Annotated in this window: 22 protein-coding genes; 13 read left to right on the top strand and 9 right to left on the bottom strand. The window is 51.9% G+C overall.

Annotation, left to right across the window (positions count from 1 at the left end):
• Positions 1–87 precede the first annotated feature (87 nt).
• Positions 88–1,149 (bottom strand): tartrate dehydrogenase, encoded by a 1,062-nt coding sequence (locus M493_RS16895; RefSeq protein ID WP_020961606.1) that lies wholly within the window; start codon positions 1,147–1,149, stop codon positions 88–90.
• A gap of 148 nt (positions 1,150–1,297) precedes the next feature.
• Here M493_RS16895 and M493_RS16900 point away from each other — a divergent pair, with 148 nt between their 5' ends.
• The 5 genes from M493_RS16900 to M493_RS16920 all read left to right on the top strand — a co-directional run bounded on the left by M493_RS16900 (position 1,298) and on the right by M493_RS16920 (position 6,446).
• A complete protein-coding gene (locus M493_RS16900) occupies positions 1,298–2,533 on the top strand; it encodes a PucR family transcriptional regulator (protein WP_020961607.1) in 1,236 nt (411 codons plus the stop codon).
• Positions 2,534–2,649: 116 nt separating this feature from the next.
• Positions 2,650–3,783: an alanine dehydrogenase gene (ald, locus tag M493_RS16905; protein WP_020961608.1), complete on the top strand. Its 1,134-nt coding sequence runs from the start codon at positions 2,650–2,652 to the stop codon at positions 3,781–3,783.
• Between the two features lie 152 nt (positions 3,784–3,935).
• Positions 3,936–4,535, top strand: a complete 600-nt coding sequence (locus M493_RS16910) for a Uma2 family endonuclease (RefSeq protein WP_020961609.1) — start codon at positions 3,936–3,938, stop codon at positions 4,533–4,535.
• A 45-nt stretch (positions 4,536–4,580) separates the two neighbouring features.
• Positions 4,581–5,396, top strand: coding sequence for a pyridoxine/pyridoxal/pyridoxamine kinase (gene pdxK, locus M493_RS16915; RefSeq protein ID WP_020961610.1), 816 nt, complete (start codon positions 4,581–4,583; stop codon positions 5,394–5,396).
• Between the two features lie 189 nt (positions 5,397–5,585).
• The gene (locus M493_RS16920; RefSeq protein ID WP_020961611.1) at positions 5,586–6,446 is read left to right on the top strand and encodes a carbon-nitrogen hydrolase family protein; all 861 of its coding nucleotides are present in this window, start codon (positions 5,586–5,588) and stop codon (positions 6,444–6,446) included.
• 334 nt (positions 6,447–6,780) lie between these two features.
• On the opposite strand, the gene putP is transcribed toward M493_RS16920, so the two are convergent.
• Positions 6,781–8,238: a sodium/proline symporter PutP gene (gene putP, locus M493_RS16930; protein WP_020961612.1), complete on the bottom strand. Its 1,458-nt coding sequence runs from the start codon at positions 8,236–8,238 to the stop codon at positions 6,781–6,783.
• Between the two features lie 405 nt (positions 8,239–8,643).
• Between putP and M493_RS16935 the strand changes: the two genes are divergently transcribed.
• The 3 genes from M493_RS16935 to M493_RS16945 all read left to right on the top strand — a co-directional run bounded on the left by M493_RS16935 (position 8,644) and on the right by M493_RS16945 (position 10,909).
• On the top strand, positions 8,644–9,465 hold the full coding sequence (locus M493_RS16935; protein WP_020961613.1) for a basic amino acid ABC transporter substrate-binding protein: 822 nt from the start codon (positions 8,644–8,646) through the stop codon (positions 9,463–9,465).
• 68 nt (positions 9,466–9,533) lie between these two features.
• Complete coding sequence (locus M493_RS16940) at positions 9,534–10,190, top strand: amino acid ABC transporter permease (protein ID WP_020961614.1); 657 nt, start codon at positions 9,534–9,536, stop codon at positions 10,188–10,190.
• Complete coding sequence (locus tag M493_RS16945; RefSeq protein WP_020961615.1) at positions 10,187–10,909, top strand: amino acid ABC transporter ATP-binding protein; 723 nt, start codon at positions 10,187–10,189, stop codon at positions 10,907–10,909. Before M493_RS16940 ends, M493_RS16945 begins: the two co-directional genes overlap by 4 nt.
• A gap of 102 nt (positions 10,910–11,011) precedes the next feature.
• Here M493_RS16945 and qoxD read toward each other — a convergent pair whose 3' ends face one another.
• From qoxD to M493_RS16975, 6 genes are all read right to left on the bottom strand, one after another.
• Positions 11,012–11,311, bottom strand: coding sequence for a cytochrome aa3 quinol oxidase subunit IV (gene qoxD / locus M493_RS16950; RefSeq protein WP_020961616.1), 300 nt, complete (start codon positions 11,309–11,311; stop codon positions 11,012–11,014).
• Position 11,312: 1 nt separating this feature from the next.
• Entirely contained in the window at positions 11,313–11,927 is a 615-nt protein-coding gene (gene qoxC / locus M493_RS16955) for a cytochrome aa3 quinol oxidase subunit III (RefSeq protein ID WP_020961617.1), read from the bottom strand.
• A gap of 3 nt (positions 11,928–11,930) precedes the next feature.
• Positions 11,931–13,877 carry a cytochrome aa3 quinol oxidase subunit I gene (gene qoxB / locus M493_RS16960; protein ID WP_020961618.1) on the bottom strand — a complete coding sequence of 649 codons (1,947 nt, stop codon included), beginning with the start codon at positions 13,875–13,877 and terminating at the stop codon, positions 11,931–11,933.
• 17 nt (positions 13,878–13,894) lie between these two features.
• Positions 13,895–14,803: a cytochrome aa3 quinol oxidase subunit II gene (gene qoxA, locus M493_RS16965; RefSeq protein ID WP_020961619.1), complete on the bottom strand. Its 909-nt coding sequence runs from the start codon at positions 14,801–14,803 to the stop codon at positions 13,895–13,897.
• Positions 14,804–15,072: 269 nt separating this feature from the next.
• Positions 15,073–15,798 carry a TrmH family RNA methyltransferase gene (locus tag M493_RS16970; protein WP_020961620.1) on the bottom strand — a complete coding sequence of 242 codons (726 nt, stop codon included), beginning with the start codon at positions 15,796–15,798 and terminating at the stop codon, positions 15,073–15,075.
• Positions 15,799–15,986: 188 nt separating this feature from the next.
• Positions 15,987–17,354: an ATP-binding protein gene (locus tag M493_RS16975; RefSeq protein WP_020961621.1), complete on the bottom strand. Its 1,368-nt coding sequence runs from the start codon at positions 17,352–17,354 to the stop codon at positions 15,987–15,989.
• Between the two features lie 185 nt (positions 17,355–17,539).
• On the opposite strand from M493_RS16975, the gene M493_RS16980 reads away from it, so the two are divergent.
• Positions 17,540–19,066: an FAD-dependent oxidoreductase gene (locus tag M493_RS16980; RefSeq protein WP_020961622.1), complete on the top strand. Its 1,527-nt coding sequence runs from the start codon at positions 17,540–17,542 to the stop codon at positions 19,064–19,066.
• Between the two features lie 175 nt (positions 19,067–19,241).
• Positions 19,242–20,204 (top strand): mannose-6-phosphate isomerase, class I, encoded by a 963-nt coding sequence (manA, locus tag M493_RS16985; RefSeq protein ID WP_020961623.1) that lies wholly within the window; start codon positions 19,242–19,244, stop codon positions 20,202–20,204.
• 44 nt (positions 20,205–20,248) lie between these two features.
• On the opposite strand, the gene M493_RS16990 is transcribed toward manA, so the two are convergent.
• Positions 20,249–21,403, bottom strand: a complete 1,155-nt coding sequence (locus M493_RS16990; protein WP_020961624.1) for a glycerate kinase — start codon at positions 21,401–21,403, stop codon at positions 20,249–20,251.
• Positions 21,404–22,012: 609 nt separating this feature from the next.
• Here M493_RS16990 and M493_RS16995 point away from each other — a divergent pair.
• From M493_RS16995 to M493_RS17005, 3 genes are all read left to right on the top strand, one after another.
• On the top strand, positions 22,013–23,251 hold the full coding sequence (locus M493_RS16995) for a GGDEF domain-containing protein (protein ID WP_020961625.1): 1,239 nt from the start codon (positions 22,013–22,015) through the stop codon (positions 23,249–23,251).
• A 179-nt stretch (positions 23,252–23,430) separates the two neighbouring features.
• Positions 23,431–24,360 (top strand): NAD-dependent epimerase/dehydratase family protein, encoded by a 930-nt coding sequence (locus tag M493_RS17000; RefSeq protein WP_020961626.1) that lies wholly within the window; start codon positions 23,431–23,433, stop codon positions 24,358–24,360.
• A 219-nt stretch (positions 24,361–24,579) separates the two neighbouring features.
• Positions 24,580–25,344: a glycosyltransferase family 8 protein gene (locus M493_RS17005; RefSeq protein ID WP_020961627.1), complete on the top strand. Its 765-nt coding sequence runs from the start codon at positions 24,580–24,582 to the stop codon at positions 25,342–25,344.
• Positions 25,345–25,387: the final 43 nt, after the last annotated feature.

A 25,387-nucleotide genomic window follows, 5' to 3' on the forward strand; every position in this document is an offset into this window, starting at 1 on the left:
TATGTCATCCTTTCTGTTCAGTTCGTTCGACAACAAGTATACCGAAACGGAAAGAAAGTGCAAACCGCGCGCCTTGCTCCTCCTTTATCAACTGCGCTTATACAAACGCCGGCAAATTTCTTCCGTCACTTCCTTCGTCGTCGCTGTGCCGCCGAGATCCGGCGTTTTGATGCCGTCAGCGGTGACATCCTCGATCGTTTTTAACAAAAAGGCGCCGAGCTCTTCTTCGCCGAAATGGTCAAGCATCAGTTTCGCCGTCCAAATTTGCCCGATCGGATTGGCGATGCCTTGGCCGTAAATATCAGGCGCCGATCCGTGAACCGGCTCAAACATCGACGGGTACTTGCCGTTGACGTTGATGTTCGCCGCCGGGGCGATGCCGATGCTGCCCATGATGGCGCCGCCAAGGTCCGTCAAAATGTCGCCGAACAAGTTGCTCGCGACAACGACGTCAAACGTATGCGGCCTTGTCACGAAAAAGGCGGCTAACGCGTCAATATGATAGGACGCAGTCGCGACATCCGGGTAGTCGCGCTTGACGTCGGCAAACACTTCATCCCAAAACGGCATCGTATGGAAAATGCCGTTCGATTTCGTCGCGCTCGTCACATGCCGTTTCCGCTTCCGCGCCAGCTCGAACGCATAGCGCATCGCCCGCTCCGTCCCTTTGCGGGTGAAGACGGCGTTTTGAATGGCGATTTCGTCTTCCCCGCGGTGGATGCGCCCGCCGACTTCGCTATATTCCCCTTCGCTGTTTTCACGGACGACGATGAAATCAAACTCGCGCGGTTCGGCAAGCGGCGACGACAATCCGCGAAAAGACTTGGCCGGGCGGACGTTGATCACTTGTTCAAATTCGCGGCGGATTTTCAGAAGCAGCCCCCATAACGAAATATGGTCCGGCACGAGCTTCGGATTGCCGACCGCCCCGAGAAAAATAGCATCAAAGTTCCGCAACGTCGACAGCCCGTCATCCGGCATCATTTTTCCGTGTTCCATATAATAGTCGCAGCTCCATGGAAATTCAGTGAAGGAAAAGGAAATCCCTCCATGGACGTCCGCAACTGCTTTCAACACATCCAACGCCGCTGGCACAACTTCCTTGCCGATGCCGTCGCCAGGGATGACGGCGATTTCCCATTTTTTCACAACAGTCTCCTCCTTGATGAATCATTTCCTTTCCCTATATGTTCGACAGAAAGCGCACCGAACCCTCTCCGTTATAGAATACACGATGGCAACCTTTATTTGTGGTAAAATCAAACTACAATCCTATGGATGATGCGGGGGAACCGATATGCCTCATTACACCGACCCTTTCCACGGCGAATTTGACAGCCTCGAAGAGTTTGCCGACCGCGTCAGCGACGTGCTCCAATGTCCGGTGACAATTGAAGACGCGAACCATCGGCTCATCGCCTACAGCGCCCACGACGATTACACCGATCCGGCGCGGACGGCGACGATCATCAGCCGGCGCGTCCCGGAAAAAGTGATCAACAGCTTATGGAAACAAGGCGCCATCCCGGCGCTTCTCAAAAGCCGCGAGCCGGTGCGCGTCCCGCCGATTCATGACGTCGGCCTCGGCAGCCGCGTCGCTGTCTCCATTTGGAAAAATGACGAAGTGATCGGTTTCATCTGGGTGCTGGAAACGAACCGGACGCTGTCGCCCGAGGAGATGGAATGGCTCAAGCTCGCCGCCAAAACAGCAAAAAACAAAGTGTTGCAGCTGTATATGCGCAAAAACAAAAAAGAAGAGCGGGTGCAGGAGCTGTTTTGGAAATTGCTGACCGGCCATATCGCGACAGACGACGAGATTCGCGCCCATCTCACCGCCATGCAAATCCCGGCGGCGCCGCAGTTTGCCGTTGTCGTCTTCCGCTTTGCCGCTGATTTAACCGCCGAAATGGAGCGGCAAATTTCTTATCTCTTGCAGACGACCCAGCAAATCCCGATTCTTCTTTATACGACCGACGGCCGCGATGTGATCTTGCTGGCGGCGCCAAAAACGGACCAGCCGCTGAAAGAGTTGAATGCGTTCATCGAATCGTTCGCCGCCAAACTGAAAGAACGGTTTCACATTCATGACGTGCAAAGCGGATTCGGCGTTGTATACAGCGCGTACCGGCTCATTGAAAAAAGCTATCGCGAAGCGCTCGCCGTGCTGGCGCTGAAGGAGAAGCTTGAGGATGACATCAACGGCGTCTACGGCTACGCCCAACTCGGCATTTACCAGTTTTTCGACTTTTTGCTCGAAAAAAAACGGCAAGGGAACTGGGCCAACCTGGCGCTCGAGAAATTGCAAGCGTATGACCGCAAACATCATAGCGATTTTGTGAAGACGTTTGAAACATTTTTTGACCATAACGAAAACATGCAAGAAACTGCTGACGTCCTCAATGTTCATCCAAATACACTTGCTTACCGGCTCAAGCGAATCGCCGACATCGGCGAGATCGATCTCGGCGATATGAACCAAAAAATCAAATTATACATCGATATTAAATTAGCGAAATACGAGGCGCGCGGATAATTTGTGGAAATCCACAAAACCCGCGCGCTTCTTTCTCTTTTTTGAACAATGCCGGTCTTGCTTATTCCCTTTTATACTAGTAGTAAGGTCATTTTGAATGAGGAGGACACGAACTCATGATCATTGGTGTACCAAAAGAGATCAAAAACAATGAAAATCGCGTCGCTATCACGCCAGCTGGCGTTTTGTCGTTCGTTCAAGCCGGGCATACCGTGCTCGTTGAAAAAGACGCCGGGGCCGGCAGCGGATTTGCGAATGAAGATTACGTCCGCGCCGGGGCGCAAGTGGTCGAACAGGCCGAAGACGTGTGGGCGCAAGCGGATATGATCATGAAAGTGAAAGAGCCGCTGCCAAGCGAATACCGCTTCTTCCGTCCGGGGCTTGTGCTGTTCACCTACTTGCATTTGGCCGCTGATCCGGAGTTGACACGGGCGTTAAAAGAAAGCGGCGTCATCGCCATCGCCTATGAAACCGTGCAAGTCGGCCGCACGCTGCCGCTGTTGACGCCGATGAGCGAAGTCGCTGGACGGATGGCGGCGCAAATCGGGGCGCAGTTTTTAGAAAAGCCGTACGGCGGCAAAGGCATCTTGCTTGGCGGCGTCCCGGGCGTCGCCCGCGGCAAAGTGACGATCATCGGCGGCGGGGTCGTCGGCACAAACGCAGCGAAAGTCGCGGTCGGCCTCGGCGCAGATGTGACGATCATTGACTTAAACGCCGACCGCCTGCGCGAACTTGACGACATTTTCGGCCGTCAAATTACAACGCTCATGTCCAACCCGATGAACATCGCCGAAGCCGTGGCCGAAGCTGACCTTGTCATCGGCGCCGTTCTCATCCCGGGGGCGCGGGCGCCGAAACTCGTCACCGAGGACATGGTGAAAGCGATGAAACCAGGCTCGGTCATCGTCGATGTCGCCATCGACCAAGGGGGCATTGTCGAGACGAGCGACCACGTCACAACGCACGACGACCCGACATACGTCAAACACGGCGTCGTCCATTATGCGGTCGCCAACATGCCAGGCGCTGTCCCGCGCACCTCGACGATCGCGTTGACGAACGTTACGATCCCGTACGCCTTGCAAATCGCCAACAAAGGCGTCATGCAAGCGATCACCGACAACCCGGCGCTTGAGCTTGGCGTCAACGTCGCCGGCGGCGAAATCACATACGAAGCGGTCGCCCGCGACCTCGGCTACCGCTACGTCCCGGCTCGCGAAGCGCTCGGCAAAACGTTGGCCGCCAACTAACCGTGATGGACACGGCCGGCAACGTGCGCTGCCGGCCGCTTGTTCATCACTGCCCATTCTTATCATAGATCGCCCGCTTATAGCGGGCGGCTTTTTTTGCATCCGTTTCGCTATGCAAAATCATTTTCGTTCAGCGAAGCGGGCAGTGTATAATGAAAATAGAAAGCTGGAAAGAAGGTGGTTTCGTGAACGTTCCGGAAAAACAGGCGGTGTCGCTTGAAGAATTTTACCGCATGCGGGAAACAACCGACCGCATTTTAGAATACATTGCTGGCGCCGTGTTGATGCCTCCCTCCCCTTCGACCCAGCACCAACGCATATCGGGGCGATTGTACGTCAAACTGTTCCACTTTGTAGAAAAAAAGCCGTGCGAAGTGTTTCATGCCCCTTTTGATATCGAGCTAAAGAGTGAGCGGATCGAAGGCAAGACAATCGTCGTTCCGGATTTAACCGTGATTTGTGATCAAAGCGGATTAACGGATACAAAATTTGTCGGCGTTCCAACGTTAATCATTGAAATTTTAAGTCCTTCCAACCAGGCGCATGATCTCGTGTTCAAATTGAACTTGTATATGCAATACGGAGTCCATGAATATTGGATCGTGAACCCTATGCACTCTGTTGTGCAAGTCTACTCGCTCAATGACGATGGACAGTATGAGCAAGCCGGCGTCTGGAAAGAAACCGGCATGGCATGTTCGCGCACGCTTGACGGTTTTTCTGTTGATGTAGAACAACTATTTCGTCCTTGAAGGCCGCTTCATGATATAATCTTGTGGAACAAAGGAGTGATGACGATGACCATGCCAAAAGCGTTAACGATCGCCGGCTCGGACAGCAGCGGCGGCGCCGGGCTGCAGGCGGACTTGAAAACGTTCCAAGAGCTTGGCGTATACGGCATGACGGCGATCACGACGATCGTCGCCATGGATCCGCACAACCGTTGGGCGCATCAAGTGTTTCCGGTGGACTTGGCGACGATCGAAGCCCAGCTTGAGACGATCATCGTCGGCGTCGGGATTGACGCCTTCAAAACAGGCATGCTTCCGACAACGGATATCATTGAATTGGCGGCGCGCACCATTGAAAAACATGGATTGAAAAACGCTGTCATCGACCCGGTTATGGTATGCAAAGGGGCGGATGAGCCGCTCCACCCGGAAAATACGGTGTGCTACCGGGAAACGCTCGTGCCAAAAGCAACGGTCGTGACGCCGAACTTGTTTGAGGCGGCACAACTCTCCGGCCTGCCGCGCATCGAAACCGTCGAGGACATGAAAGAAGCGGCCGGACGCATTCATGAGCTCGGAGCTCAATATGTGATCGTCAAAGGCGGGCGGAAAATTCCGCACGACTATGCGGTTGACGTCCTTTACGACGGCAAAACGTTCGAACTGCTTGAGTCGGAACGGATTGACACGACGTATACGCATGGCGCCGGCTGCACGTTCTCGGCCGCCATTGCCGCCGAACTGGCAAAAGGCCGGCCGGTGAAAGACGCCATTGCGACAGCCAAAGCGTTCATCACGGCGGCGATCCGCCATTCGTTCCCGTTAAACGAATACGTCGGCCCGACACATCACGGCGCATACCGCCGCTATGAAGGAAAGTAGGCAAGGCTTCAAGCCTTGTCTTTTTTCACAAGGCGATTCGCCGCCGGAACTGTAAGGAGACTGTCTTCCCTTGAAAAGCGCGGGACTGCCGCATTCATGCCTTGAAAAAATGAATGCGCCAGACGGGCTTCGCCATGATAAAATAAGCATTATGCGTCGCGATAAAATTGAGAAAGGAGAGTGCCGCCATTGCGCGTATCCGCTGTCCAATATCATTTGCATACGATCGGTTCGTTTGACGAATTTGCCGCGCAAGTGACACATTACGTCAAAACAGCGCAAGAGTTTGACGCCGAATTTGTGTTGTTTCCGGAGTTTTTGACGACCCAGCTGCTTTCGATTCCGCTTGACGGCGGACGGCGGGCGACAATCAACGACTTGCCCGATTATACCGAAAAATATACCGAGCTGTTTACGTCGCTCGCCAAAGACACGGGCATGTACTTGATCGGCGGCACGCATGTCATCCGCCAAAACGGCAAGCTGTACAATGTCGCCCATTTGTTTACGCCGGACGGGACGGTCCATCGCCAGGCGAAGCTGCATATCACCCCGACCGAGGTCAACGAGTGGAACATCGCCCCGGGCGACGGGCTTCATGTCTTCGAAACGGACAAGGCGACGATCGCCATCTTGACGTGCTATGACATCGAGTTTCCGGAAATCGTCCGTCTGGCGCGCGCCAAAGGGGCGGACGTCATCTTTTGTCCATCGTGCACCGACGACCGGCACGGGTTTTACCGCGTACGGTATTGCTGCCACGCGCGGGCGGTCGAGAACGAAGTGTATGTCGTCACGACCGGCACAGTCGGCTCGCTCCCGACCGTTGACTTTATGCGCGCCAACTTCGGCCAGGCGGCCGTCATCACGCCAAACGACATTCCGTTCCCGCAAGGCGGCGTGCTTGCATCGGGCGAGATCAACGGCGACATGGTCGTTACCGCTGACCTTGACTTGTCGCTCCTTCGCAAAGTGCGGGAAAAAGGATCAGTCACGACATGGCGCGACCGCCGCACCGATTTGTACCCGGACTGGAACACCATGGCGTAACATCGGCGAGCCACCCCAACACCGGGCGGGGCGCCGCCGCAACACGGCATGCCCGCGGTCCAACCGGAACGGCGCGGCACCGCGACACACATTGGCATCCGGACCAGAGCGGAGCGGGGCGCGACAACGCGACATGTGTTGACATCCGGACCAGAGCAGGGCGCGACACCCCTTTGCCCCGGCTTAAAGTTGATCATGACGGCACCGCAACACCGCCAGCGCCCGGCCGAGGCGGCAAAGCGGCGCGGCGGGCTGCAACAACGCTTATACTCAAGACAAAATGCCGATCATGACGACAGGGTGTCTCCGCCGAGGGACACCCTGTTCATTTCGCTTATGACAACGACCTTTTAAACTGATCAAACTGTTCCGCCACTTTCCCTTCCGGCGCTTTTGTCAACAGGCTGACGACGACAATGGCGACAAGGCTCGCGGCAAAGCCCGGGATCATTTCATATAGCAGCCCTTTCAAATACTCCGACTGCGTCCAAAGGATCACTGTCAACGCCCCGGCGACCATGCCGGCGAGCGCTCCCCATTTCGTCATCCGCCGCCAGAACAGGCTCAGCAAAATCACCGGCCCGAATGACGCGCCAAATCCAGCCCATGCATAGCCGACCAAGTTTAAAATCGTGTCATTTTTCGTATATGCCAGCGCGGTCGCGACAATGGCGACGATGAGAACCGACAGGCGCCCGACGAAGACAAGCTCTTTGTCCGAGGCAGAGCGGCGAAACAACACTTTATACAAATCTTCCGTCAGCGAGCTCGACGTGACGAGCAGCTGCGACGAGATCGTGCTCATAATCGCCGCCAAAATCGCCGCCAGCAGAAATCCGGTAATAATCGGATGGAACAAAATTTCACCCAGCTGGATAAACACCGTTTCCGGGTCATCAAGCTTCGTGCCGTGTTGCGAAAAGTAAGCGATTCCAAAAAGACCGGTCAACATCGCCCCGACAACGGAAAAAATCATCCAGCCCATGCCGATGCGGCGGGCGCTTTTCATTTCTTTCACCGACTTAATGGCCATAAAGCGGACAATGATGTGCGGCTGGCCGAAATACCCAAGCCCCCAGGCGAATAATGAAATGATGCCAAGAAAACTTGTTCCTTTCCATAAATTCAACAAGTTCGGGTCAATATCGCGAATCGTCCCCACCGTTTCAACGGGGCCACCCGTATGGAACAGCGTCACAACCGGAACGAGAATCAACGCGATAAACATGATCGTCCCTTGGACAAAGTCCGTCCAGCTGACTGCCAAAAAGCCGCCAAACAGCGTATAGGCGACAACGACCCCGCCGACGATCCACAATCCCGTATGGTAACTGACACCAAACGAGTTTTCAAACAACACGCCTCCCGAAACAAGGCCGGACGAGACATAAAACGTAAAAAAGATCATAATGACAATCCCGGACACCATCCGCAACAATTTCGATGCATCGCCGAAACGGTTTTCCAAAAATTCCGGAATCGTAATCGAGTCGTTTGCCACTTCCGTATAGACGCGCAAGCGCGGCGCGACGTACAGCCAGTTCGCATAAGCGCCGAGCGTCAACCCGATGGCGATCCACGCGGCGCTCACCCCGTCGACAAACATCGCTCCCGGCAGGCCCATGAGCAGCCAGCCGCTCATATCGGAAGCCCCGGCGCTGAGCGCGGTCACGGCCGGCCCAAGCGTCCGGCCGCCAAGCATATAATCGGACAAGTTGGCCGTCCGTTTATAGGCCCAATAGCCAATCCAAAGCATGCCAACTAAATACACAATGACGGAAAATAAGACCATCGCCACTCTCCTTCCCTTTGCTGTCTTGTCACCACTTCCATCATATTGAAAGAGATTGTATTTACACAATAGTATTTATTTTTTTCCATACCGTCATAGCAATGAAATAGCGAAAATCGTTGCCGCTCCCACCTTGTTTTTGATATAATATTCTGAGAATTCAAGGCAGATGCCCCTATTCCATCATAGAAAGTTATCTTATAAAAATTCATTTAAAATTATATTCTCCACATAACCTTTTTCATATTTCGCGAAAAACATTGAAAAATATGCTTTTTTCCCTTTTCGACGCCCATACCAAAATGTTCAAACAATTATTTTTATAAAACCTATTGCATAATCACAAAAATATTGATAGTATGATAATCGTTCATCGACAATTATTCCAAAGGGGGATTTTATAAGATGTTAAACATGAAGAAAGGGTTGATCGTGGCAGTCGTCGCCGCGTTGTTTATGGCGCTCGCCGCCTGCGGCAAGTCGACGGAGACAAGCTCGCCGTCAGGCAGTAAAGAAGAAGGAAACCAAAAAATCACCGTCGGGACAGACGCAGCGTTTGCGCCATTTGAGTATATGGAAAAAGGAAAAATTGTCGGCTTCGACGTTGACCTTCTCGACGCCGTCATGAAAGAAGCCGGCTTGGATTATGAATTGAAAAATGTCGGCTGGGATCCTTTGTTTGCTGCGTTGCAAAGCAAAGAGATCGACATGGGGATTTCCGGCATTACGATTACGGATGAACGGAAACAAACGTACGATTTCTCGGCTCCATACTTTGAAGCAACACAAGTCATCTTAGTCAAAGAAGGCAACCCGGTGAAAAACGCCCTTGACTTAAAAGGCAAAACAATCGGCGTCCAAAACGCAACAACGGGTCAGGAGGCAGCGGAAAAACTTCTTGGCAAAGGCAATCATATTAAAAAATTCGAAACATCTGTCGTCGCGATTATGGAACTGTTGAACGGCGGCGTTGATGCCGTGGTCACCGATAACGCGGTCGCAAACGAATACGTGAAAAACAACCCGGATAAAAAACTGCAAGTCATTGAAGATCCACAAAACTTCGCTTCGGAATACTACGGCATGATCTTCCCGAAAGACAGCGAATTGAAAGCCAAAGTGGACGAAGCATTGCAAAACGTGATCGACAGCGGCAAATATGCAGAGATTTACAAAAAATGGTTTGGTAAAGAACCGAATATAGAAGGCTTAAAACAACAACAATAAGCGCACGAACACGAAAAATGCGTAACTGCTAGCAAGTTACGCATTTTTCGTAGAGAAAGGTGAGATCGATGGACTTTCGTTTTGATATTATTGTCGAATACGCTCCTTATTTTTTCCAAGGGCTGCTCATCACGATCGGCGTATCGTTGGCCGGCATCATGTTTGGTCTTATTCTCGGGTTGTTCATCGGCCTTGGCAAAATGTCGTCCAACCCGATTGTCCGTTTGCCGTTTTCCTGGTACATTAACTTTTTTCGCGGCACACCGCTTGTTGTGCAAATTTTGCTCGTCCACTTCGGCGCCATGCCGCTCTTTTTCGGCCAACCAAATGCCATCGCTTCCCTGGCCGTCTCACTGTCGCTCAACTCGGCTGCGTATGTCGCGGAAATTTTCCGCGCCGGCATTCAATCGATCGACAAAGGGCAAATGGAAGCCGCCCGCTCGCTCGGCATGACGCACGTTCAGGCGATGCGTTATATTATTTTGCCGCAAGCGTTAAAGCGCATGATTCCCCCGTTTGCCAATGAGTTTATCGTCTTGATTAAAGATTCGTCGCTCGGGATGGTCATCGCCGCTCCGGAAATCATGTATTGGGGCAAAGCGGCCGCAGGCGAATATTACCGCGTCTGGGAGCCGTATTTAACGGTCGCATTCATTTATTTAATCTTAACGCTTTCCTTAAGCAAATTGTCACATTACCTTGAAAGGAAGTATTCGACCCAATGATCGACGTACGCCAGTTGAAAAAATCGTTCGGTTCGCTCCAAGTATTAAAAGGAATCGATGCCCATATCCGCGAAGGAGAAGTCGTGGTCGTCATCGGCCCGTCGGGGTCGGGAAAATCAACGTTTTTGCGATGCTTAAACTTGCTGGAAGATTTCGATGAAGGCGAGATCATCATTGACGGCATCAACTTAAAAGCGAAAGATACGGATTTAAATAAAGTGCGGGAAGAAGTCGGAATGGTGTTCCAGCGCTTTAACTTGTTCCCGCATATGACCGTTTTAAACAACATTACGCTTGCGCCAATGAAAGTGCGCAAATGGCCGCGCGAAAAAGCGGAGGCAAAAGCGATCGAGCTGCTCGCCAAAGTCGGGCTGCAAGATAAAGCGCACGTCTACCCGGACTCCCTCTCCGGCGGACAGGCGCAGCGCGTCGCCATCGCCCGGGCATTGGCCATGGAGCCGAAAATTATGTTGTTTGATGAACCGACGTCAGCGCTTGACCCGGAAATGGTCGGCGAGGTGCTCTCGGTCATGAAGCAACTCGCCAATGAAGGGATGACGATGGTCGTCGTCACCCATGAGATGGGCTTCGCCCGCGAAGTCGGCGATCGCGTTCTGTTTATGGACGGCGGCTACATCGTTGAAGAAGGGAAGCCGGAAGAGTTGTTCGACCGCCCGCAGCATGAGCGGACAAAAGCGTTTTTGTCGAAAGTATTGTAGAAGGCGTCTTGCCCATTCGAGGCAAGACGCCTTTTTGATGGCGGAAATGCCGCTGGCCTTCAGAGACGGAAAAAAGCCGGCCGAACCCCGTCCAGCCCCTCTTTACAATACAAATTGCATCACCCAAATGGATCCCGCGACAATGACAACGGCAATAAAGAAACTGTACACCATGTTGAACGTTTGCACTTTGCCGCTGTCGCTTTCCGCCACATGCATGAACATAAACAGCTGCAAGCTCGCTTGGATGATCGCGAACAAGACGATGATGACAATGACAGCCTTGAGCGGCAGCCCGGACGAGAGCGCCACCCAAAGAGCCGCAAATGTCAAGACGAGCGAAAGGACAAAACCGATGATATGTTTCCACGGAAATGATTCATGATGGCTGTTTGCGCCCATGTTAGATCACCATCCCTAACAAGTAGACGAGCGTAAAGATGAAAATCCAAACGACGTCTAAAAAGTGCCAGTACAAGCTGACGATAAACACTTTGCGCGCCGTTTTAGCCGTCAGGCCGCGCTGCAGGAGCTGAATGATGATCAAAATCATCCAGCCAATCCCTAAACTGACGTGAGCACCGTGCGTGCCGACGAGAACGAAAAAGCTGGACAGAAACGCGCTCGTCTGCATCGTCGCCCCTTCATGGACGTAATGGATAAACTCACGAATCTCAACCGTAATAAACCCCGCTCCAAGCAGAAGCGTCACGAGCAGCCAGGCGATCAGCCCGCTCATACGGCCGCGGCGCATTTCGAAAATGGCCAGCCCGCACGTGAAACTACTCGTCAACAACAACAGCGTTTCGATCAATACATCTTTGACTTGAAACAATTCCTGCGCTGTCAGCCCGGAGCCGGTCCGTTGGAACAAAACAAGATAAGTGGCAAACAAGGTAGCGAACAATACGACTTCCGCTCCAAGAAAAATCCAAAAACCTAATATATTCAAGCGGCTTTCCTCTGTCCGATACTCCAGCGGCAGTGTTTCATCATAGCGGTGTGCTGCTTCTCCCATTCGTCACGCCCCCTTTCGTGCCGACCGCTCGGTCCGTTTAATCTCCTCGACGCTCATATAATAGCCGTCGTCATTTTCAAACGAGCGAAGAATGAGCCCAAGCACAATGAACAGTGCACCGACAATGGCCAACGCAAACCATTTGAACACAAGGCCGAATCCGGCAATAAAGAACGCCACCGACATCCAAAACGGACGTCCCGAGTTGCTTGGCATATGGATCGGTTTCAATTCTTCCTCTTTCACTTGCAAACCGCCATATTTTTTCTTCATCACCCAATACGCGTCCAAATCTTCGACAACCGGTGTCACTGGGAAATTGTAATGCACCGGCGGCGACGCTGTTGCCCACTCAAGTGTCCGCCCGTTCCACGGGTCGCCAGTCATGTCGCGCTCGCCGTAGCGGGCGCTGTAATAAATGTTGTAACAAAGCACGATAAACCCGATGCCCATCAACACCGCTCCGACGGTCGCGACAACATTGAGCGGCGTCCAACCAAGGTCTGCCGAATACGTGTACATGCGGCGCGTCATTCCCATCAGCCCGAGGAAATACATCGGGAAGAAACAGACGTTAAAGCCGATCATAAACAGCCAAAACGTCCATTTGCCGAGCCGCTCGTTTAACATATGGCCGAACATTTTCGGATACCAATAATGCAAACCGGCAAAGCAGGCGAACACCGTACCCGCAATGAGCACGTAATGGAAGTGGGCTACTAGGAAATAGCTGTTATGATATTGGTAGTCGGCCGCTGCCATCGCCAGCATGACCCCCGTTACGCCGCCGATGACAAAGTTCGGAATGAACGCCAACGACCAAAGCATCGCCGTCGTAAAGCGGATTTTCCCTTTCCGGAGCGTAAACAGCCAGTTAAAAATTTTCACCCCGGTCGGAATGGCGATCGCCATCGTGGTGATCGAGAATACGGAGTTGACTGCTGGCCCGGCGCCCATCGTAAAGAAGTGGTGCACCCAAACGATAAAACTTAAGAACGCAATGCCGACGATCGAGCCGACCATCGCTTTATAACCGAACAGCCGCTTGCGCGCAAACGTGCTGACGACTTCCGAGAAAATGCCAAACGCCGGCAAAATGACGATATACACTTCCGGATGGCCCCAAATCCAGAACAAGTTCGCCCAAAGCATCGACATGCCGCCGTTCGCCATGGTGAAAAACTGCGTATCAAATAAGCGATCGAACGTCATTAACGCCAACGCGACCGTCAATACCGGGAAGGCGAACACAATGAGGACGGACGTAATGAGAATCGTCCACGTAAACATTGGCATGCGCATCAACGTCATGCCCGGCGCGCGCATTTTTAAAATCGTCACCAAAAAGTTGATCCCGGTCATTAACGTCCCGATCCCGGAAATTTGCAGGGCAACCGCATAGTAGTTGTTGCCGACGCCATGGCTGAACTCGTTACCGGCAAGCGGGAAGTATGCCGTCCAGCCAGCGTCCGGCGATCCGCCAATGACAAACGAAATGTTAAACAGCATCGCCCCGAAGAAAAAGAGCCAAAAGCTTAACGCGTTTAAATACGGAAACGCGACGTCGCGCGCCCCGATTTGCAGCGGGACGACGATGTTCATCAAACCGATAATAAACGGCATCGCCATAAACAAAATCATAATCGTTCCGTGCGTCGTGAAAATTTCATTATAATGTTGCGCGTCCAAAAACTCCATATTTGGCGCCGTCAGCTGCGCCCGCATCAAGAGCGCATCGACGCCGCCGCGGAACAACATGAGTACCGCGCAAATAATGTACATAACACCGATTTTTTTATGGTCGACGGTCGTGAGCCATTCATTCCAAAGCCATTTCCACTTTTTAAAATACGTCAAGATGAACACAATGCCGATTATCGTCAAAACGATTGCCACGTCAGCCGCATAAATAAGCGGTTCGCCTGTAACGAAAAACTCACTCCATTTCATCGCCCGTTCCTCCTTTCTTACTCCGTGTGATGATGGCTGTCTGTCGCCATGTTATGGTCTTGACCGTCATCGTCGCCTGCCGATTCGCCATTGGCATGATGGCTGTTTTGTTCCGCATGGTCAATCCATTCTAAATGGGTATTTGAAAATGTCATCCGGCCAACAAGTCCCGGTTCTAAAATTTGTGCATATTTGTCCTCGTTGAGCTTCGGCGCTGTCGCTTTCACTTCATCCACCCATTGCTTGAAGTCTCTGCTTGTTTGGGCGATAACTTCAAATTCCATATGGGCAAACTTTTCCCCGGAAAAGTTGGCGCTCCGCCCCATGTATGAACCCGGTTTGTCGGCTTGTAAAATCAGCTCCGTCTCCATGCCGTCCATGGCATACTTTTGCCCTCCTAGCTCCGGCACCCAAAACGAGTTCATTGGCCCGACAGATGTGAGCTTGAATTTGACCGGCACGCCAGCCGGGATATGGACGTAGTTGACTGTTTCAATGTTTTCTTCCGGATAGCTGAAAATCCATTTCCAGTTCGCCGCCGTCACATGAATCGTAATTGGTTCGACTTTATCAGTCGGCGGCTTCTCCAAGGCAAATGTCGCTTTCACGGTTGGAACGGCAAGCGCGATGACAATCAAAATGGGAATCGCCGTCCAAACGATTTCAAGCAGCGTATTTCCTTCCTCTTCCGGCGGCTCGTAATCGGCGTTTTCCGGCTTTTCGCGATAGCGGATGAGCACAAAAGCAAACAAGGCAAAGACGACAACAATAATAAACAGCATAAAACCAACCGACCACATAATTAAGTCGTATTGCGTCCGCGCCACCGGCCCTTGCGGGTTGAGCACCGCCGTGCGCTCGACGCAGCCGCTAAGCAAAAGCAGGAACGGCAAAGCCAATATGATGCGCCATATCGCCCGTTTCATCGCTGTATATCCTCCTTCGCCCGCCCCGGCTATATGAGGCGATTTCCACTTGTATTTTCTTTGTTTCTACCATATCAAAATTGAAAATGTTTGAAACCAAACGTACACAAAAGTTCATAAATCAGCAAAACATTTGTCACAAACTGTTCAATCATTGTTCAAGAAATCGCCACTTGTTTTCCTCGATTAGGGAAATATTGACCAAGAAGGGGATTCACAACAAAATATTCCACAAAAAATAGCCGGGCTCCTTTCATAGCAAAACCCGGCTATTTCCCACCTTTTTGTCCGATATATCCTTGCTGCTCCAATTGTTTCCGGATGCGTGGCTGCAACGTCTGCCACATCCATTGTTTGTATAGTTCCTTCTTCTCTTCCGGTGACAAATAATACTGTTTTCCTACTTGGCGGCGCGCCCGCTCAGTGACATCATAGAGCGCCAACGCCGCGGCGACGGAAATGTTGAAACTTTGGACAAAGCCGTGCATCGGAATGACGAACGTTCCGTCTGCGAGTTTCAGCGCCTCGTCGGATACGCCGCTATGTTCGTTGCCAAATAAAAGCACCGTCGGTTTGGATACGTCGATGTCGGAAAGAGGAATCGTCCCCTCGCCAAGATAGCTGGCATACACTTGGTATCCTTGCCGCTTCAAGTCGCCGATGGCCGTTTCGATATTCGGCTTCCGATGAAGTGTCAGCCATTGGTCGGCGTAGCGTGTCACGAGCCGGTTCGGTGAAAACGGCGCTCTCCCGGTGACGATATGGACATCTTGAACGCCAAACGCCTCGGCCGTCCGCAGCACCGCTGCCTGATTGTGCGGGTCGTCGACCGCTTCAATCAAAACCGTAATATAGCGGGTGCGCTCGTTGAGAACGTCATACATCCGTTTTAATCGTTTCGGCAAAATCATTTCCCAAACCGGACGCGTTTGTTCGGTTAACAGTCCTTCTTGCTGCAGCTGGGCAAGAAACGCCTTCATGTCCCGTTCTTCCATGTCAATCACCTTCGCTCCGTTCCTCTTCGCCTGTGCTTCCTATTGTACAAAATAGGATGCCGATGGGCAATCTCGATCATTTCCTGAACTGTTCAAACTATTCAAAACGGGTGTCCCACGCCGGACACCCGTTTCCTTTTCTTTTGTTTGCAGCCGCCCAAATGAATCCCGGCTTATGCGCTTCCTCCTCATCTTTCCTTGACGCCGATGTACGCCTGGCGCGGATGGTTCGGCTGGTCGGGATACTTTAGACGAATCTTCCCTTTCTCTAATAGTTTCCCTAAATAGTTGTTGCGCAACCCGTCCGGCGTCCGTTCAAGCAGCGCCGCCAATTCCTTCAGCCGCAGCGGCCGTTCGCGGCATAAGCGGACAATCATCTCTTCCATCACCGTCGGGGCCAACCGCTTTTTTCGACGTGCCAATTCCGCCATCTTCCATAACCGTTCATCGATCTTCTCCTCTTCCTCTTCGCCATCTATGTCACAGACGTTTATTTCGTTACTATCGGAGCTTGACAGATTATTTACGGAGTTAGGTTCGTTATTTATGGAGTTAAGGGATTTAGTTACGAAGTTCGCATCCTTTTTTACGGAGTTCGGGCTGTTGTTTACGGAGTTAGGTTCGTTAATAACGGAGCTTTTGTTTATATTTATGGAGTTAAGTTCGTTATTTCCGAAGCTCTCCTCGATCCCCTGTCCATCCTGTTCCGTCCATTGTTGTTCAGGCTGTTGCAATGATTCGGCTATTTCTGTTTCCATTGCGGCGCTCATCTCAGCTGGAAATAACAACGGGCATAACGTAACGACCGTACGGTCCGGATTCGTTTGTTGCGAGATGTCAACCGGTTGGACAAGCGCCCGTTCTTGCTTATCATGCATTCGTTTCAGACCGGATCCGGCCCGCTTGCAAACATCGATCAACAAAAACATTTTAAAGATATTTGGGTTGCGTAAATTGCTCATTTGTCCGGCTATAGCAGCTTCGACCGGCAAGCGGAACCGCCCCGGATTGGCAAATCGAAACGCCCCATCTTCTTTCTCAACGGTAATGCCGCCTTCTTCCCCGTAATCGGCATGAACAATGGCGTTGGCAAGCGCCTCACTGAGCAGAGCGCGCCCTTCCTCAAGCCAAACATGCCGTTCTAGCTCCGCTGATACGCGAAAATAAAAGTCGTACACATTGCCGGACCACGTCCCGTCCTGCGAGGTGAACCGCTTCGTCCAACCCGTTTCCTTTGCACCAGCATGCTCCCGGTACTCTAAAAAGTATTGCGGCAGCACCTCGGTAATGATCCGCTCCTCACTGAACATCAACAGGCCGGCGAGCGTCAGCCCTTCTTTGCTGCTGTCCCGCAGCTTTCCCCATGCGCCGATTTTGTATAAAAATTCTTTTGTCTCAAGCCCGTTCCATGGATGGTTCGGTTTTACGCGGGCGAACCGTTCCCGATAATGGCTGACCGTCTCAAAGTTGAGTTCACTTAAGCTGTAATGCTCCAAAATCCAACTGTCCGCTATCGCGTTGGCGCGTTCATGGAACGAATTTGTATATTTATTCATTCCTGATCTTCCTTTAACATTATTTTTACAAAACAGTTTTGACCTCTTTTTTTCTATTGTACCATCTTTTATTCTCCTTGCGGATGGCTGCCAAAAAAAGAAAATGGTTGTGGATATGTGGAATAGCTGACCATGGCAAAGAGCAAACTACAGAAGACAATTTTGGCATGCGAGGAGGCATACTTATGTCATTCCTTCCTTCTACTTTTGAACCGTACTGGCGCGATTCTGTTCCGCTTCCGTCCTTTCCGAAACTCGAAGAAGACATTGCTGTCGATGTCGCGGTCGTTGGCGGCGGCATTTCCGGTATTACGACGGCTTATTTGTTGGCGACACAAGGCGTGCGCGTCGCCCTCCTCGAGGCGGACCGGCTGCTGAATGGAACGACCGGTCATACGACGGCGAAACTGACCGCCCAGCATGATTTGGTGTATGATGAATTTCTGAACCACTTTGGCACGGAGAAGGCACGATTGTATTATGACGCCTGTATGGATGCGCTCGGCTTCATTCGCCGCACGGTTGAACAGCACCGGATTGACTGTGATTTTTGCGAACAAGACGCCTATATTTATACGACGTCTTCCTCATCGTTTCAGAAATTAGTGAAAGAATGGGAAGCGTACGAACGGCTCGGCATTGATGGGGCTTTCGTTGAGTCGATCCCGCTCCCGCTGCCGGTTAAAGCGGCAGTTGTCATGAAGCGGCAAGCCCAGTTTCATCCGCTGAAATATTTAGTCAAACTCGTCGATGCCCTGGTACAAGCGGGGAGCGCCATTTACGAATACACGCCAGTCGCCGACATCGAGCAAGGGGAGCGGCTGTCCGTCGTGACGCGCGACAAAAAGCGGGTTGAATGCAGCCATGTCGCCGTCTGTTCCCATTTTCCATTTTACGACGGCGGATTTTACTTTTCCCGTATGTATGCTGAACGGTCATACGTATTGGGAGTGACGACCGCCGAGCCGTACCCGGGCGGTATGTATTTAAGCGCCGACGACCCGAAGCGCTCGGTCCGTTCTGCAGCGGCGAATGGGGAGACGCTTATTCTCATCGGCGGAGAAAACCATAAGACCGGCCAAGGGGTGCCGACGATGCGTCATTATGAGGCGCTATCTTCGTTTGCCTCACAGCTGTTTACGGTGAAAGACATTCGTTACCGTTGGTCGGCCCAAGACTTGACGACACTTGATAAAATGCCGTATATCGGTCCGATGACGGCCGATACGCCGCATATTTATGTCGCGACAGGATACCGGAAATGGGGCATGACAAACGGAACCGCCGCGGGGATGTTGCTGTCTGACCTCATTCTTGGCCGCGACAACCGGTATCGCGACTTGTACTCCCCGTCGCGCTTTTACGCCGACCCGAGTGTGCGGCAATTTTTCACGACGAACCTCGATGTCGCCAAACACTTGGTCGCAGGGAAAATCGAGGCGGCCGGCCGCCGGCCGCAAGACTTGGCGCGCGGGGAAGGGGCGGTCGTCTCCGTCAACGGGAAACGGGCTGGCGCCTACAAAGACGAGGCCGGAACACTTCATGTCGTCGATACGACGTGCACCCACATGGGCTGCGAACTCGAATGGAACAGCGGCGACAAGACGTGGGACTGCCCATGTCATGGCTCGCGTTTTTCGATCGACGGTGATGTCGTCGAAGGACCAGCGAAACAGCCGTTGAAACGCCTTGAACTCGATGAATCGCCTTGACGCGCTGCCGTCTTTGCGGCGGCGTGTGGAGGCGACATGTTCACTTTAGCTCCTAACAGGGAGTGGGATCATACGTTTGCATCCTCTCATCATTTTCGTTTGCCGACAGTATATTTCATGGTAAGATGAAAGCGGGGTCACCGTAATTTCTACCGTGTTTGGAGGGGGAAACGATATGTATCAAGAACCGATTTTTCTCACTCCCGTCTTCCAGGAGCGCATTTGGGGCGGCACAAAGCTTGCTGAGCGGTTCGGCTACGATATTCCATCGGCACAAACGGGGGAATGTTGGGCTGTATCGGCCCACCCGCACGGGCAGACGATCGTCGCCCGCGGACCGTTTCAAGGGATGACGCTCGGACAGCTTTGGGAAGAGCGCCGCGACTTGTTCGGCCATTTTCCATCGGATCGCTTTCCATTGCTGACGAAAATTTTAGACGCCAACGCCGACTTGTCCGTTCAAGTCCACCCGGATGATGAATACGCAAAAACGCACGAAGGCGGGGAGCTCGGCAAAACGGAATGTTGGTACATTATCGACTGCAAGCCGGGCGCTGAACTTATTTACGGCCACCATGCCGAAACGAAGGGGCAGCTGCGCGCCATGATGGAGGCGGGGGAATGGGAGCGCTTGCTGCGGAAAGTGCCGATCCGCCCCGGCGACTTCTTCTATGTCCCAAGCGGCACGATTCACGCCCTTTGTGAAGGGACGCTTGTCCTTGAAACGCAGCAAAGCTCGGACACGACATACCGCGTCTATGATTACGACCGCGTTGACAGCCAAGGGCGGAAGCGGGAGCTTCACTTAGAGAAAGCGATTGACGTCACCACTGTCCCGCATCGCGACACCGACGTCCGTCCTCATGTCGCCGAAGTCCCGGGTGCGACCGTGACGACATTCGTAGAAGGCGACTACTTTGGCGTCCAAAAATGGGAGATCCGCGATGTGCTCGAATCAGAGCAGACGAAACCGTTTCTCATCATCAGCATCCTCGAAGGCGAAGGTGAGCTCGTCCACGAAGGACGGATATACCCGCTTCGCAAAGGCGATCATTTCATCTTACCGCACCAATTCGGCCTGTTTGCGATTCGCGGTGTACTCGAAGCCATTGCCTCCTGGCCGCGGACGGGTAAATAAACGAGCCGGTACGAACGGACCGGCTCTTCTTTTTGTCTAAAATATTAACGGGAAGAGTCTTTTCCTATTTGGCCAAGACGGTACACAGAGGCGATATGCCGCGCTGTTTGTGTCACATACTGTTCCGCCTGCTCAAACGCTTTCTCGAGCGGAATGACGCCGGGAACGATCGTAAAAAGGGCGTCAATGCCATGGTCTAAGACGACCGCGCTGTCGTCGCCTAATGATCCGGCGATGCCGATGACCGGGACGCCGAACCGCTTCGCTGTTTTGGCGACGCCGATCGGTGTTTTTCCGAATATCGTCTGCCCGTCGATCCGCCCTTCACCGGTGATGACCAGATCCGCCCCTTTAATGCGTTCAGCGAGTTGGACCGTTTCGATCACAATCTCGACGCCACGCTTTAATTCAGCCGGCAGAAACGCAAGCAGCCCCGCGCCTAAACCGCCGGCCGCACCGGCGCCTGGGATGGCGCCGATTTGTTTGCCGAGTTCGCGGCTGATGACATCAGCATAGTGCGCCAAGTTCTGATCGAGAACCGCGACCATATCGGGTGTCGCCCCCTTTTGCGGGCCAAAAATGGCGGACGCGCCTTTCGGTCCAGTGAGCGGATTGTCGACGTCACACGCGACATCAATGCGGACGCCCTCCAGACGCGGATCGAGCCCGGACAAGTCGATCGACTGCAAATGAGCGAGCGCCCCGCCTCCCGGACCGATGTCGCGGCCGTCGCGGTCTAAAAGCCGTCCGCCAAGCGCCTGCACCATGCCGGCCCCGCCGTCGTTTGTCGCGCTGCCGCCGAGGCCGATGATCAGGTGGGTGGCACCGGCATCAAGGGCGGCTCGGATCAGTTCCCCTGTCCCCCGCGTCGTCGTCACTAACGGGTTGCGCCGGTCGCGCGGGACAAGATGCAATCCCGAGGCGGCTGCCATCTCAATCACCGCTGTCTTCCCGTCGCCAAGCAAGCCGAAAAACGCCCGCACCGGCTCACCGAGCGGCCCGGTCACTTCGGTTTCCACCACGCGGCCGCCGGTCGCATCCACAAGCGATTGCACCGTCCCTTCTCCGCCGTCAGCCATCGGCACTTTCACATATTCGGCTTGCGGAAACACCGCCTGAAACCCGCGCTCGACCGCCTCAGCGACTTCGAGCGCTGAGAGACTTTCTTTAAACGAATCCGGGGCGATAACAATTTTCATCTTTTTCCCTCCTCACGTTATGAAACAAAGCGAAACACACCCAAACCATTCTCCATACCGAACCGACCGGCCGCTCACATGGCATAACGTTGAGCCGTTCTTTTCCCGTTCGGCCGTTTCCGCTGTCATTTGGACGACGCTCCCATACGGCCAATGGCCAAGGACAGTCGCCGGCAACTATAACGTTGTGCCGGCTGTACTGAAGAAAACAATCGCACCCGATCCCTGTCCTTTTCGCTGTCCATATTATATACGAAACAATCGATGTCCAGCTACCTTGTTTTCCGAGGGATGGGACACAATCGGAGGCAAATATCCTTCAATAATTGTCAAATTTTGTGGAAAAAAAGTGGACGTGAACACTATTTTTTCTATTTTCGGAATTATGTACATAGTACTATAATAGATTTAGCTAGATGTTTATTTGTTCTAATTGAGAATATGTGGACGATGCCAAAACAGTGGCTTCTAGATTCGTTATCCACCGTTGTTTTCCAATGACCCATACCGTGTTTCGAAACTACGGAAATAGGAGGGCCATCCTCTTTTTGGCATCACTTCGCCAACGATGAAGTTGTCAGAGGTCAGATCATAGGAGAGAGAGCCGAGATGTTACTCCGAGCACGACCGATTATTTTTGCCGTTTTTTTCTTGTCGATCACCGTTGCCTTTGTGTCAAAACCAACTTTCTTCGATCGCCCATATATGACCGCTTTGCTGTTTTACTGGCTGTTTTCTAGCCTGTATTCCCACTTGCGCGTCGTTGACAAAACGAAAAACAATATTCCGGTTGACTATGGCATCAATTACAGCTTGTCGTTTGCCCTGTTTGCCGGCCCACTCGGGCTGCTTATTTTTGAAACATTATTTCGCTTGACTGAACATATGACAAAAAAATACTTGAAAACAGCGGAATCCGACGAATGGCTGCACACGTTGTACAACATCGGTTCTTTTGTGACATTCAATTCACTGGCGTTTGCCTTATACGATTTCCTTCATCCACTGTTTCGTCCTATTCCGTTCATCGGCTTTTGGTTGCTTATTTTTCTGCTCGTCATCATCGTTTCCTTTTTAACTGACTGCTGTCTGATTATGATTTTTTATATAACCGGCGACATTCGGACACAGCGTGAGGCACTGGATTTTATTAAGACAAGAAGCTGGACGGATATGGGAAAAACCGCGCTGACGAACGGCCTGTTATTTCTCTTTTTGCAGGAGCAGCGGTGGGATATGCTTTTGAGCTTGTTTTTGCTCAATTACTTCGTCAGCCGCTCGTTCTTTTCCAAATCGCAAAGCATCCAGCATAAACTAGAGCGCGACCATTTTGAACGGATGGCGTATACCGACTTTCTGACCGGCGTTCATAACCGCGCCTACATGGATCAGACGATTGCCAAGTTAAACAAAACAGGAGAATGGATTGGTGTTGTCGTCGCCGATATCGACAATTTTAAAGCGATTAACGATACGTACAACCACGCCGTCGGCGATGAAGTCATTCGCCACTTTGCCTTGACATTAAAACAGTTCCTTAACGAAGATGATTTTTTGTTCCGTAGCGGCGGAGAAGAGTTTACCATGTTTTTGCGCCACCGCACATTTGAGGAAAGCGTCCAGCTTGTCGAGGGGATACGGGAAACCGTACGCCATAGCACCGTGCTGGTCGATGACGGAGCGGCCAAGCGTCCGGTTGCTTACACGTCGTCATTTGGCCTTTACTTTTTTCAAACAGGAGAAGCGATATCAATCGAAAAGGCGTACGTCTACGCCGATCACTTATTGCTCCATTCGAAAGAAAGCGGCAAAAATAAAGTATCGGCCCAGTGTGGGGGAGTTGCGTAATGAAGCAACTCCTTTTCGTTTTCCCTCATGCGCCGTTTGTCCCGTGCAAAAACGATGAAGTTTTCATACATTAACTAGAAAACGGGACCATCTTTGACCGCCCTGCCGAAACAAAATTCTTTATTACTTGCCGGTGGCAAAACCGTTCTGGATGGCCGGGATAAAAAGGGGGGGAACTATTGAAGGTTTTGGTGACAGGCGGCTGTGGGTTTATCGGCTCCCATATTGTCGATTTGCTAGTAGAATCAGGTTATGATTCGGCGGTCATCGACAACCTTTCTACAGGATCGGCGGCGTTTCTTCACCCGGAGGCAAAATGGCATCATGTCGATCTCTTATCCCAAACCGATGTCGACGCTGTGTTCGCCCATGAAAAACCTGATTATGTCATCCACCAAGCAGCGCAAACGTCCGTCCCCGCCTCCATTGCCGATCCGTCCGCTGATGCTTTAATCAATATTTTCGGCACCTTAACCGTCCTTCATTGCTGTGTAAAGTATAACGTGAAAAAAATCATTTTCGCGTCCTCCTGTGCCGTTTACGGCGATGCCGGCGACACGAGCATCACCGAATCGTCCCCCGTCAGGCCCACCTCCTTTTACGCTGCCTCGAAGCAGATGGGCGAGCTGTATATCCGCCTTTTTCACCGCTATTACGGCCTTACGTATACGATATTGCGATACGCCAACGTATACGGGCCGCGGCAATCTGCCAAAAATGAAGGCGGCGTTGTGGCGGCGCTCATCCGTAAACAGCTTGCCAAGGAACCGCCGGTTATATTCGGCGACGGCAATCAGACGCGCGATTTTGTATTTGTCAAAGACGTCGCTTGGGCGAACGTACTTTCTTTAACGAAAGGGGATAACGATACGTTCAACATTGGCACGAATCAAGGAACGACGATCAACGAGCTGGCGGCGCTCATTGCTTCCTTCTTTCCATCGCCGACCCGCTGTCTTTACCATCCCGAACGGCCAGGAGACATCCGTCATAGCCGATTGAACGCGGAACAGGCCAACCGTCAGCTTGGCTGGCTGCCGAAATACGATCTAGAAACCGGGTTAGCAGAAACGGTGCGTTTCTATCGGTCAAACAACTTCACCAAATGAAAAAGACCGCCATCTTCCGACAAAGGTGAGCGGTCTTTTCTTCAATCGGGACTGTCGAACGAACGATCCACCTCTCCGTTTGTGTGGAACATTGCCGTCCGCCAGGCTCCGGTATCTTCTTTTCCTGCGGGCGCTAGCCGCATCGTTCGAACATAAATGATTCTTTTTTCATATGTATATAGGAGGAGAAGAGAATCAGTCCCATAAGGTGGTGGGAAGTTGATCCATCTTGTCACAGCGACAAACGACGCCTACGCTTTGCCCCTTGGGGTCATGCTGACATCATTGTTCGTCAACAAAACGTCTGAATATCCAGTTATCGTTTATATACTATACGAAACGTTATCTGATAAAAACAAACAGAATATCGAAAAAATCGTCAACAGCTACAAACAGCAATCCATTTTTTTGCCGATTACCGACCCGATTTTTACTCAGTTAAAAGAAACAAATTATATTACAAAAGAAATGTATTACCGGATTGCCATTCCAGACCTGCTCGGTCCGGAAGTCAAAAAAGTGCTTTATCTTGACTGCGACCTCATTGTCAAAAAAGATATCTCCGAACTATGGGAGACAAACATTGACGATTGCTTCGTCGCTGCTGTCGAGAGCGTCGACGCTCAAGGAAGAAAAAATGACTTGCTTATTCCGGACGGGTACCATTACTTTAACTCCGGCGTTTTATTAATCAATGTAGAGAAATGGCGGGAACACCACATCTCCTCTAAAGTGTTCGAGTTCATTCAAACGCATCCGGAAAAACTTGTTCACCCCGACCAAGATGCGTTAAATGCCGTTTTGTATGACAAATGGCTGCCTTTGCATCCAAAGTGGAATTATACAACAGGCCATATCAAGCTTCCACGCCTGCACACAAAGCCGGTTATCATCCATTTCACCGGCCGGAAGAAACCGTGGGACACCGGCCATCCACTCGCCAAGCAATATTTTAAGTATCGAAAAAAGGTGGATTGGGAATAGGCGTTAAAACGGCAACAGATGAAAAAGAAGGCGCCCTTTCTTC

The sequence above is a fragment of the Geobacillus genomosp. 3 genome, from assembly GCF_000445995.2.
GTDB lineage: Bacteria > Bacillota > Bacilli > Bacillales > Anoxybacillaceae > Geobacillus.